The organism is Mesorhizobium sp. CA6 (assembly GCF_020165035.1).
In the GTDB taxonomy this organism is placed as follows: Bacteria; Pseudomonadota; Alphaproteobacteria; order Rhizobiales; family Rhizobiaceae; genus Mesorhizobium.
Genome location: NZ_JAIUHI010000019.1, coordinates 82,272 through 92,500 on the forward strand (window position 1 = coordinate 82,272; position 10,229 = coordinate 92,500).

A 10,229-nucleotide genomic window follows, 5' to 3' on the forward strand; every position below is an offset into this window, starting at 1 on the left:
ATAAGAACCTCGGTCGCGCTTGCCAAGGCCTTCCGCGATCACACCATGTCTGAACCAAGATGTTTTAGCTAAGCTGCATATGCGGCGGACCACGGTTCGCCAGGCCGGCGCGCGCTCAGGCAATCTCCCCAAAGAGGCGCCGGCCACCCTTAGCCCGTCGCTAGGTGTGGGGGCACACCGGGCGGCGGGCTATCGGCGAACATTAGCAGTCGCTTGACGAACCCGCAGGCCGCGCCAGAGTCATGGTATGGCTAAGGAGAACACCAAGGTAGGCGACACGGTTGCGATCACAGCAACGATCCGCAAGCGCGTCACAGAGGACCGGATTAGCGTGCTGATCCCTTCCTATCACCAGCCGCATTCGATCGTAAACACATCGCCGAACATCAGCAGCGGGCAGAAGATCGAGCTTACCGGCGAAGTCCTACGCGTCGATGAGGACACTGTGACGGTTGGCGGCAAGGATCTGGGGATCACCGTGAAGCGTAGCGCCGTAAGGCTCGTCACGAGCCACTTGGCACCGAAGCGCAAGACATCGGAACAAAAAGCCCGCCGCTAATTGACCAAAGCGGCGGGCTGTAGCTAGGGGGCTATAACGGCGAGCGAATCGGAGGGACAAATTGGCCGCTCACCCGTAGAAACTTGCCGGGTCGACACGGTTCCAGGCTGCAATGGAACATTTTAGCTAAACTGAATGTTTGTTCGTTCCCTTGGAAGCCGTGGAGCGGTCAACAGCCCCAAAAGAGAGCCCGCAGCCGAGGGACGGACTGCGGGCTTTCTTGCGCCGCAGGCTGCCAGGTCTGATGCGACGCGACGGACGCTCGGGAGTGCGCCACGCTTTCCGAACTTGCGTTTGCTTGAATGGTTGCACGAGGCGGTCAAGGCCTTCGGTTCAAGACGCGCGCTTCTCGCAAGAGCGATGCCCAAGCGGTGCTGCGAAGATGGTCCCCCGGTCTGAGCGGGTGCAAGGATTCGGAGCGCGGCAGGGTTGCGAGACTTGGCTACTCGTTGTCCCTGCCCATTCCCCTCCGCCGCTCGATCAGCCGGTTTGCGGCGCCCCCGATGGGTGGCGACTTATGTGCATTCCTTGCACGGAAGTCGCGTCTTACGTTCCGGCGCAGGGTGAAGGCCTTTGCGATTTTGTGCTGCGCTTTCGAAATCGTGCGGAAAGTGTGGCTTCCACGCATCTCCCGAACAATATCCACGCCTTCGAACTTGGCGGCGTTGACAATCGATGCGCTTCGGCGACATCGCTATCTCACTCGGGTGGTGACCTTGGGCCATTCATCCGACCAGGCAACAAAGGGGTATTCCCGTGAAACAGGTTCTTCTCGCTACCGCTCTCGTCCTAGCTACCAGCACCGCCTATGCGGCTGACGTATTGCAGGAGGCGCCGGTTGCTGCTTCCTATGACTGGACCGGCGCATATATTGGCGTGAACGCCGGCGGCGGTTTCGGCACGTTCAGTCTTGATCCTGCCGGCGGCGGCCCTGGTGGTTTCGATCTCAGCTCGAGTGGCTTCCTGGGCGGCATTCAGGCCGGTTACAACTGGCAGGTTGGCCAATTCGTCTACGGCGTGGAAGCCGACATCCAGGCTTCCGACGTTAAGGGCGAGCTATCGTTCGGCGGCCCCTCTCTGGAAACAAAGGTTGATTGGTTCGGCACGGTGCGTGCTCGCATTGGCTATACGCCCGTCGACCGCTTCCTGGTCTACGGCACTGGCGGCTTGGCCTACGGTCACGAAAAGGTCTCTGTCCCTGGGGCCGACTTTTCCAAGACCAAGGTCGGCTGGACCGTTGGTGCGGGCGCTGAATACGCTTTCACCGACAAATGGTCCCTCAAGTCCGAGTATCTTTACACCGACCTGGGTAAAACGACGTTCGACGACATCGGTGCTGAAGTCAAAGTGCCCTTCCACACCGTTCGCGTCGGTCTGAACTACAGGTTCTAATTTTTCGGCGGACCTAGCAGAAAGCCCCGGCAGGATTGTCCGGGGCTTTTTTGCGCGGCGATCTTAAACCGCAGCGGGAGCGGGCGCCGAGTCGGGGCGCATGCATCGCGGCAAACGAACCAGCATCCAACGTTGCTTGTTCCAACAAAAAAGCCCGCCGACCGGAGCCGACGGGCGATTCAGACTATCCGCGGCGTGGGTCAGGTCGGCGGCACGACAACGACAACAGACGGCCCCGCAACGACTGCGGAAAGCTTGCCCTTGCGAATCAGCGTAGGCTTCTCGTAGGTCTTCTTCATGGGAATTCCCCGTTGGGTCGATGATCCCTCAAAACCCGATGAAGCTGATCGTGCTCTTGCTAGATGTCAAGAGAGCAGAAGGTTCTCAAGAAACAAAGCACAGCCGAGCCAGGTGGGGCTTTTCCAACGGGAAGAGCGGCCATGAGCAGTTATCACTCCCATTTCGACAACGGCAAATTCATCTCTGGCAACAAGGCACCGGCCGGCTGCCGCCCCGCGCTCTAAATGAGTTCAAGATGCGATCTCCGAAACAAAAATCATAGACACGGGATACGAAATTCCCTCAGTATCGGACGGGGGGATAATCAATGAAGGCGACAGCAATTATTTCGAGCGCGGCTTTGTTCCTGGCCGGCTGCTCGACGAGCACGAATATTTCTGACGGCCAGTTAGCTGCTTTGGACACCAACGCGCTTTGTCATGCGCTCGCAAGCAGCAGAGACGAGCAATATCGAAGTCGAGTTACGGCGCTTCTGGTTCGGCGTGGTGCAACGACCGAGAAGTGCCTCCGGCTCATACAAACGGACAATGCCGTGGCGACTGGCATTGCAGTCGGAGGACTGGCCGTGGCCGCCGGTGCTGCAGCAAAGAACGGCGGCGGAGGCTATTACGTCCCACGACCGCAAGCCTACGGCGTGGCATGGGATCAGTTTTACGGCCCGAACTATAGCCTGATATGGAGGTGCCGGGACATGGCGACCGGTCAATTCGTCTACGACTACAATTGCGCCGGCATGCCGATGGTCGACAGCACCTGGCCCGGATGGTCGGCTTAAAGCAATGGACAGGTCGCGCTACGACAATCGCTCAGAGCAGTGGCGCAAGCGCACCGGCGCAAAGCGCTCCCGAACCTTGCGTTGGGCGAGCGTCCCGCGGCGCCTCATCTTCGTCACCGTGGCCGCAGCCGGCGCCTTGGCCGTGCTCACCGCGATGCGGCATAGCGACAGCTTGCAAGAGGTCAATCTGCAGAACCTTGTTGGCGCCAAGCCGGCGTCGATCACCGGCGTTGCGTCCCTCATCGATGGCGACACGATCGAAGTTCACGGGCAGCGGATCCGCTTCAACGGCATCGATGCGCCCGAGAGCCGGCAATACTGCGACGACGCCAATGGCTTAGAATACCCGTGTGGCCGCCGCTCGGCCGAAGCGCTGGACGCGTTCCTGGCCGCCTCGAGGCCCGTCCAATGCACATTCGTCAATTGGGATCGCTATCACCGCTTCGTCGGCGACTGCCGGCGCGCCGACGGCGCCAGCGTGGCGGCTTGGATGGTCGAGCACGGCCAGACGCTGGACTGGCCCCGCTACAGCCACGGGGTCTACGCGCAGCAACAGGCGAAAGCGGAAACGGCGAAGGTCGGTCTATGGGGAGGCAAGTTCGAAGCTCCGTGGAACTGGCGCGCGTCGCACGCGGACGGCGCCGCGTCGGCCAGCCAGCCGCTCGGCATCATCAGCCGCAAGCTGGTCGCGCAGAGCGGCTACTCGTGCGAACCGCGGCGGACGTGCAAGCAGATCGGCTCGTGCGAAGAAGCTCAATGGTATCTGCAGAACTGCTCGTGGGGTGGCAAGCTGGATCGGGACGGGGACGGCGTGGCGTGCGAAACGCTGTGCTAGAAGAGGTAGGGGCAAAATGGACGACAAGTTTTACAATCGCGTGGGCGGGGAACGCATTTCCTCGCGCCAGGTTGACGAACTGATCGGTCTCGCGCGAGGCGTGGCGGCAGATGGAAGCATCAACAAGGCGGGAGTAGAGTTTCTCCAAAAATGGCTGGCGGCCAACGTCGAGATCAGCAACCAGCCGCTCATCCGAACCTTTTACCGCCGCATCAATGAGATCCTTGCAGATGGTGTGCTCGATTCTGATGAACACACTGAGCTTCTGGACACGCTGAATAGTTTCTCAAATCGTGATTTCGAACTCGGTGAGGTGCTTAAGCCGATGACCCTGCCACTCTGCGATCCGGCACCAACTTTGACGTTCCCCGGCCGTTTCTATTGCTTCACTGGCACATTCAATTACGGGCAGCGGAAGCACTGCGAACAGGCCATTGCCGATCGTGGGGGATCCTCTGCAGGGCTAACTCAGAAAACGAATGTCCTCGTCATTGGAGCCTACCGTTTGCTCCAGCGGCTTTCCGCCGCCTCTTAGCGATCTCCGCGCGCCGCTCCGGCGTCATGTTGGCGGCGCCCTTCTTCCCGCCCTTTGAACCAAGCTTCCTTAGCGGCGGCGCTCTTGCCGTCCGGCACGTGGTCAATTTCCTCGCCCGTCGCAATGCGCATGACGTGGACGGCGTTGCACATCGGCAGGACGCTTCTGGCCTTGAGGTCCGGTCGGCATCAGTTTCCCTCTGCTTCAATCTCGCGAGCAGTTCCTTAGAACTCTCGATAGTGCGCTCCGTCTCTCTAATTAGATAGCGCAGGCCGTCTATCTCGGCTTGGGATGCGCGAACCCACGCTTTTGCAGCCGTAAAATCGGCATCCGGAATTTTGAGAGGGTCGCGCTCCACATGAATTGCGCTAAGCATATATGGAACCGGCACCGGGCGCGACAAGCGCCGGCCAAAATTTCAGACTGAGACACTATCTCACGGCAAAGGGCCTTGACTTCATCGCCGACGATGGCGGCTTAGGCGCGATATTGGGTGACGTAACCGTCCGGCTACATTGGGACGCCTTGCGCGATCTCCTGATTTCCAGGGTGCAGTCATCCGGGGAAGACGAAACTGTGAAGGCGAAGGTCGTAGCAAAGCTAAAGAGCTTCCTAGCGACGCGCTCGGGTCCCTAGCTACGAAGGCGCTCGATGCCAGTCTTGCCAGCCTGCCTGCGGTAGCCACTTGGATGCTGGCCCTGTTAGCCAAGTAGGTCCGCGATTCCACTCGTTATGTGGGATGGTTATGCGGGAAGACGGGAACGGAACGAACTGATCTGCTAACCCGTCGACTTTGCTGGCGAACCCGACAACATTCGAACTTGTGAGCTCTGCCTTCGGAAGGCGGCCCTCAGGAAGTGGGTGCCCAAGCCGCGTTTCGGTGATGCTTCAGGCTGCGGGGAAGGGTGGGCTAGGCAAGACGCACACGGAGTCGCCCACAGTGCCTCTTGGTCGTATATCGTTAGGAGCACCCAAATCAAAAACGGCGAGCGAGCCTTACGCCAGGGCCACCGCCGTTTTCAGCAATAAACTCGATGCCCGCTGCCTCCAGCGCGCTGCGGATTGCCCTTCGATTAGCTAAGGTCGTCGGCGGAATGCCGTCGTCGGACTCGGCACGTCTTACAGTCGCCACGCCCACGCTCGCCGCTTCGGCGAGATCTTTCGCGCTCCAACGGACCAACGCGCGCGCGGCCCGCATTTGTGCGCCGGTGATATCTTTTAGATCATGTGATTGCAAAGTGATCTCGGATAGGTTAAAGGTATGGATAAACTTGCCGCTTCGGCCGCTTGCAAAGACGTAAGTCCTCGCAGCTATCGGCCGTGCGCGACTATGGCCGGGCGACATGCTCTTGCACGCACCCAGCCCAACCACAGCCAAGCTGTTGGGAGCTCGGATCATGGCTGATTCCGACAATACCACGACTTTGTCCTTCGTCACGCGCAAGACGGGGACGGTTCAGTCGGCGAATGCGATCGATGAATCGCCAGCAGAAAGGGAAATCCGGACTGAGTCCGACCTATCAGTCGGTGCTGGCGTGTCGGCAGCGAAGCAGCCCGCTGTTCTCGCCGCAACCTGCAACGAGCCAGAATTGCAACCGGCAGCCCTGCGCGATCCCGCACTTCTGCTGGCGAGCGATTGGCAAATGGCTCGGTACACCTCCATGCTGTTATGCCGCGTGCAGCAGCGGTTGGAGAGCCAAATCATGGTCAATCCCGGAATTCAGGTATTGGCCGCAGATTCACTGACGGGAGTTCAACGAAAAGCGGCGCGCACTCTCGGCGGTCCACGGGACTATGCAGTTGCGCGGGAGGCCGAGGTCTTTGCGATGACCGAAGCTCTGAAGCTTCAGGATTCAATCCCCGAAGTCGCGGCTACATCGCTCGTCGGCGTCATCGCCAAGTTGGAAATGATCGTGGGTGCCGATCGGGATATTGGTGACCCTACCGACTTCCCGTGGCCGCACATAGCTTCCGTGCTGCGTGACTTAAAGGCGATCGCGGGAGACTTGCCGGCTGGTCGCCGGAGCCGCGGACGGACGCGGAGCGACGTTGCCAGGCATTGGGAGTCCGCCGTCGAGCTGGTCGCAGCGCTGAAAGAGGAAGGCGAGGCCGAATACCGTGGCGATGTAACTGTCTTCTGACACGCCCCCTTACCACTTGTCGCCTGGAGCCGGACCTTTACGATTGAGACGAAACCGCACGGCGCAAGTCATTGCACGCTGTGACCCCACGACATGAATTCGTGCTTTTCTTCGCCGTCCGGAGGACTCTGATGGTGGGCGATCCACTTGGGAGAGCGACCGGCATGTCGGAGGAAACCAGCACCGGGCCGCAGGCTTTGCTTCCGGCGAACGACAACGGCGCCCTCGCCAGCCGCGAGGATCGCCCCGAAAACATTGCGGCGGCCAAGCTGGACCGGGTGGTGCTGGATGTCGCTCGGCTGATCGCCCGGCGGCTGGCGCGGGAGGCCTTCGAGGCGGAGCAGGTGGCCAACGACAATCGGCCGGGCCGCCGAGAGGGAGAGGGCGGGGGGGCAGATGGCAAACCCCTTGGGAACAGGAAAGAGGATCTGCCGCCATGACCCGTGTCGCACTCTATGCCCGCTATTCCTCCGACAGCCAGCGGGATGCCTCCATCGAGGATCAGTTGCGGCTGTGCCGAGAGCAGGCGGCGCGCGAGGGCTGGAGCGTTGCGGGATCCTATGAGGATGCAGCGATCTCCGGCGCCAGCACAGTGCTGCGGCCGGGCATCCAGCAATTGATACGCGATGCCCAGCGCAGCCGCTTCGATGTGGTGCTGGCCGAGGCGCTCGATCGTATTAGCCGCGACCAGGCAGATGTCGCCACCCTCTTCAAGCACCTCAAATTCGCCGGCGTCGCCATCGTCACCTTGGCCGAGGGCGAGATCAGCGAGTTGCATGTCGGCCTCAAAGGCACGATGAATGCATTGTTCCTCAAGGACCTTGCTCTCAAGACCCATCGTGGCCTGCGGGGGAGGGTGGAGAAGGGCAAAGCCGGAGGCGGGCTGTGCTACGGCTACCGGGTGGTCAAGAAACTGGATGGAGCAGGCGAACCCGTCCGTGGCGATCGCGAGATCGTGCCGGAGGAAGCGACCATCGTGCGCCGCATCTTCCGCGAATTTGCTTCCGGCAAGAGCCCGAAGGCGATCGCCACGGACCTCAACAAGGAAGGCGTTCCTGGTCCGCTCGGGCGGCACTGGGGCGATACCAGCGTGCGCGGGCATGTGATCCGGGGCACCGGTGTCATCAACAACGAACTCTATACCGGCGTGCTGGTCTGGAACCGCCTGCATTTCGTCAAGGACCCTGCCACCGGCAAGCGAGTCTCACGGGCCAATCCGCCGATTAAGTGGATTCGCACCGAGGTGCCGCATCTCAGGATCGTCGAGGATGAATTGTGGCAGGCCGTGAAGGAGAGACAGAAATCCATCGCCAGCCAGTTCGAGGCGGTGGCGATCGCCACGCGCAAAGCCCGGGCGAGAAAGCTGCACACCATGAAGCGGCCGGTCTCCCTCCTTTCCGGCTTGCTCACCTGCGGCTGTTGCGGAGGGCGCTACGGCCTGTTCACACGCGATCGCTATGCCTGTCTCAACCACCAGCGCCGCGGCATCTGCAACAATGGCCGCACTATCACGCGCGAGAAGATCGAGCAGCGCGTTCTCGCAGGCCTGAAGGAAAGGCTTGTCTCGGCAGATGCTGTGGCCGAAGCGATCAGAGCCTATGCGCAGGAGACTAACCGTCTCAACCAAGAGCGTCGCGCGCAAGGCGAACAGGACCGTAAGGCGCTCGACAGAACCGAGCGCGCCATCGCGGGCATCATGGCCGCGATCGAGGATGGCCTTTACCAACCTTCGATGAAGGCGAGAATGGAAGACCTGGAGAGACAGAAGGCGGAGATCACCGCGCGTCTGGCGTTGGCGCCCACTGACGTGCCCGACCTGCATCCCAATATCGCCACTCTCTACCGCAAGCGGGTCGAGCAACTCACACAAGCACTCGCCGATCACGAGGACGGACGTCCAGCCGCCGATGCGGTGCGCTCGCTAATCGGAAAGATCGTGCTCACGCCAGGCGACAAGCGCGGCGTGGTCCATGCCGAGTTACGCGGCGAGCTGTTCGGCATCCTCGAACTCGCCAAACCCGAAGAAAATCAATCCTCCGACAATGTTATGACAAAAGAGGTTGCGGGTCCCCGCAACCAAACAAAAAACGGCCCGCTCTACGCGGGCCGTTTGCGTTTGTGTTCGCAGGACGGACACGAAGGTCAGGGCTCTCACCAGACCGAATCATTCAACCAACATCGACCCGCATCGGCGCGCTCGTCATGGCGCTGCTCGCTAGCTGGAATCATGAACCGCGGGCGACGAGGACGTCAAAGTGAGCGTGGCAGCGCACTCAGGGATCGGCGTGCAACCAGGCACGAAATAATATTAGCCGGTTGAGTTTTAAACTCAGCCGGCTCCCGCGTCTCAGCTGCCTCGAAAATGGCGCAGAGGTCGTGGAATCGGCCGCCTAGCGATCCTCGATCGGCGCCGGCGTATCGACCCGAAATTTTGATCTCTGCCGATTCGGGTACTGTTGGGCCTTCACCGAATCGCGACGGTGAATTGGAATCGAATCAACCCACTGCCAATTGTTGCTATCTATTGATATCCCCGCCACCCGCCCCCACATTCCGGAGGACGCCTCCATGCCCAACTACGCTTTGAACGACCACTATGAGCGCTTCATCAGAAAGCAGCTCGAATCGGGCCGCTACAACAATGCCAGCGAGGTTGTCCGCGCCGGGCTGCGCATGCTCGAGGATTTTGAGGCGGAGCGTGAGAAGTGGCTGCGTGAGGAAATCCCGTCGCGCGGGGCCGAGCTCCAGCAGGATCCGGCAAAAGCTATTCCCGCCGAAACGGTGTTTTCCCGGCTGGAGCTGCGTCATCGCGCAAGGCAGGCGAAAGCCAAGTAGGGGATGGAGTACCGGATTGTCTTCCATCCGAAAGCGGAAGCCGAGCTCGAGCAACTCTATGACGATATAGCCGAGCGTGCGTCGCCGGCGATTGCCTGGGATTTTGTTGTGGACATCCGCGATCTCTGCCTTGGCCTGTCGACATTTCCACAGCGCGGCACCGAGCGGGTGGAGACCATGCCGGGCTGCGGATCATTGGGTATCGTCGCGCTGTCAGCATCGTTTTCGCTGTCGACGGCGAGCGCGTGCTGATCCTGGGCATCCTCTACGCAGGCCGGAATATCACGCCCGAATTGCTCGAAGGACGGCTCTGAACTGCGGGTCACAGGACCGCGACGATCGACATTCGGCTAAGTGCTGGTGGCTGCGTTAGGTCGACCGCATTCACCCGGGGAAGCGGTTGTGACGGGTATCGCTGCAACGGAAGCGCCGGCCAAAATTCAACCAAGCCAGCTTACGAATTTTGCCTTCGTGGATATCTCCACGAGAAATCGAAAAAAGAGCGATCTAGGCTGTTGACAGTTTGGTCGGGCGGCGACTATATACGGCCCACGAACGAGGGCGGTGCGCCGCTGGCGACGAAGAAGTTTGCTTCTAGGTCTGCCCTCTGTTGAAATTCAAGAGAGCCGCGTGAGCGACACTCGAGTGGCCCCGAAGCCGAAAAGCGAGACGGGCCGCGACATTGCGTGAAGCGATGTCTGTTCTTTGACAATTGAAGATTGAAGAAAGAGAAACGTGGGCGGCAGAGTCCTGCTGAGCCTCTTACTCCGCCAGGGGTAATTGGTTCGAACGAGACTTTGGCGGATCACGTTTCGTGAGAATAAGTCTACCAAGGCATTAAGTTGCCTAGGTGTGAA

General features: G+C 60.4%; 12 protein-coding genes. 10 read left to right on the forward strand and 2 right to left on the reverse strand.

What is annotated here, in order from left to right:
* Positions 1 to 247 precede the first annotated feature (247 nt).
* Complete coding sequence (locus LB526_RS24880; RefSeq protein ID WP_224609188.1) at positions 248 to 559, forward strand: hypothetical protein; 312 nt, start codon at positions 248 to 250, stop codon at positions 557 to 559.
* Positions 560 to 1,315: 756 nt separating this feature from the next.
* Entirely contained in the window at positions 1,316 to 1,951 is a 636-nt protein-coding gene (locus tag LB526_RS24885) for an outer membrane protein (RefSeq protein ID WP_224609185.1), read from the forward strand.
* 200 nt (positions 1,952 to 2,151) lie between these two features.
* On the opposite strand, the gene LB526_RS24890 is transcribed toward LB526_RS24885, so the two are convergent.
* The gene (locus tag LB526_RS24890; protein ID WP_224609182.1) at positions 2,152 to 2,250 is read right to left on the reverse strand and encodes a putative RiPP precursor; all 99 of its coding nucleotides are present in this window, start codon (positions 2,248 to 2,250) and stop codon (positions 2,152 to 2,154) included.
* Between the two features lie 308 nt (positions 2,251 to 2,558).
* Between LB526_RS24890 and LB526_RS24895 the strand changes: the two genes are divergently transcribed.
* Genes LB526_RS24895 through LB526_RS24905 form a run of 3 tightly spaced genes read left to right on the forward strand, consistent with a single transcriptional unit; the run spans position 2,559 to position 4,396 of the window.
* On the forward strand, positions 2,559 to 3,026 hold the full coding sequence (locus LB526_RS24895) for a hypothetical protein (RefSeq protein WP_224609179.1): 468 nt from the start codon (positions 2,559 to 2,561) through the stop codon (positions 3,024 to 3,026).
* Positions 3,027 to 3,030: 4 nt separating this feature from the next.
* The gene (locus tag LB526_RS24900) at positions 3,031 to 3,861 is read left to right on the forward strand and encodes an excalibur calcium-binding domain-containing protein (protein ID WP_224630134.1); all 831 of its coding nucleotides are present in this window, start codon (positions 3,031 to 3,033) and stop codon (positions 3,859 to 3,861) included.
* 16 nt (positions 3,862 to 3,877) lie between these two features.
* Positions 3,878 to 4,396, forward strand: coding sequence for an NAD-dependent DNA ligase (locus LB526_RS24905; RefSeq protein WP_224609173.1), 519 nt, complete (start codon positions 3,878 to 3,880; stop codon positions 4,394 to 4,396).
* A 976-nt stretch (positions 4,397 to 5,372) separates the two neighbouring features.
* Here LB526_RS24905 and LB526_RS24910 read toward each other — a convergent pair.
* Entirely contained in the window at positions 5,373 to 5,594 is a 222-nt protein-coding gene (locus tag LB526_RS24910; RefSeq protein WP_224609266.1) for a transcriptional regulator, read from the reverse strand.
* A gap of 199 nt (positions 5,595 to 5,793) precedes the next feature.
* Here LB526_RS24910 and LB526_RS24915 point away from each other — a divergent pair, with 199 nt between their 5' ends.
* From LB526_RS24915 to LB526_RS24935, 5 genes are all read left to right on the forward strand, one after another.
* Positions 5,794 to 6,537 (forward strand): hypothetical protein, encoded by a 744-nt coding sequence (locus LB526_RS24915; protein ID WP_224609171.1) that lies wholly within the window; start codon positions 5,794 to 5,796, stop codon positions 6,535 to 6,537.
* Between the two features lie 164 nt (positions 6,538 to 6,701).
* The gene (locus tag LB526_RS24920; RefSeq protein ID WP_224630135.1) at positions 6,702 to 6,977 is read left to right on the forward strand and encodes a hypothetical protein; all 276 of its coding nucleotides are present in this window, start codon (positions 6,702 to 6,704) and stop codon (positions 6,975 to 6,977) included.
* Positions 6,974 to 8,857 carry a recombinase family protein gene (locus tag LB526_RS24925; protein ID WP_224630136.1) on the forward strand — a complete coding sequence of 628 codons (1,884 nt, stop codon included), beginning with the start codon at positions 6,974 to 6,976 and terminating at the stop codon, positions 8,855 to 8,857. The genes LB526_RS24920 and LB526_RS24925 overlap by 4 nt, the downstream gene beginning before the upstream one ends.
* Before the next feature lie 248 nt (positions 8,858 to 9,105).
* On the forward strand, positions 9,106 to 9,372 hold the full coding sequence (locus LB526_RS24930; protein WP_224630137.1) for a type II toxin-antitoxin system ParD family antitoxin: 267 nt from the start codon (positions 9,106 to 9,108) through the stop codon (positions 9,370 to 9,372).
* A gap of 3 nt (positions 9,373 to 9,375) precedes the next feature.
* Entirely contained in the window at positions 9,376 to 9,624 is a 249-nt protein-coding gene (locus LB526_RS24935) for a type II toxin-antitoxin system RelE/ParE family toxin (RefSeq protein ID WP_318013286.1), read from the forward strand.
* Positions 9,625 to 10,229 lie beyond the last annotated feature (605 nt).

Bases quoted from the DNA above. Each gene is read 5' to 3' on its own strand.
- LB526_RS24890 (WP_224609182.1), bottom strand. From the start codon at position 2,250: ATGAAGAAGACCTACGAGAAGCCTACGCTGATTCGCAAGGGCAAGCTT.
- LB526_RS24910 (WP_224609266.1), bottom strand. From the start codon at position 5,594: ATGCGGGCCGCGCGCGCGTTGGTCCGTTGGAGCGCGAAAGATCTCGCC.
- LB526_RS24915 (WP_224609171.1), top strand. From the start codon at position 5,794: ATGGCTGATTCCGACAATACCACGACTTTGTCCTTCGTCACGCGCAAG.
- LB526_RS24895 (WP_224609179.1), top strand. From the start codon at position 2,559: ATGAAGGCGACAGCAATTATTTCGAGCGCGGCTTTGTTCCTGGCCGGC.
- LB526_RS24935 (WP_318013286.1), top strand. From the start codon at position 9,376: ATGGAGTACCGGATTGTCTTCCATCCGAAAGCGGAAGCCGAGCTCGAG.
- LB526_RS24905 (WP_224609173.1), top strand. From the start codon at position 3,878: ATGGACGACAAGTTTTACAATCGCGTGGGCGGGGAACGCATTTCCTCG.
- LB526_RS24925 (WP_224630136.1), top strand. From the start codon at position 6,974: ATGACCCGTGTCGCACTCTATGCCCGCTATTCCTCCGACAGCCAGCGG.
- LB526_RS24930 (WP_224630137.1), top strand. From the start codon at position 9,106: ATGCCCAACTACGCTTTGAACGACCACTATGAGCGCTTCATCAGAAAG.
- LB526_RS24900 (WP_224630134.1), top strand. From the start codon at position 3,031: ATGGACAGGTCGCGCTACGACAATCGCTCAGAGCAGTGGCGCAAGCGC.
- LB526_RS24880 (WP_224609188.1), top strand. From the start codon at position 248: ATGGCTAAGGAGAACACCAAGGTAGGCGACACGGTTGCGATCACAGCA.
- LB526_RS24920 (WP_224630135.1), top strand. From the start codon at position 6,702: ATGTCGGAGGAAACCAGCACCGGGCCGCAGGCTTTGCTTCCGGCGAAC.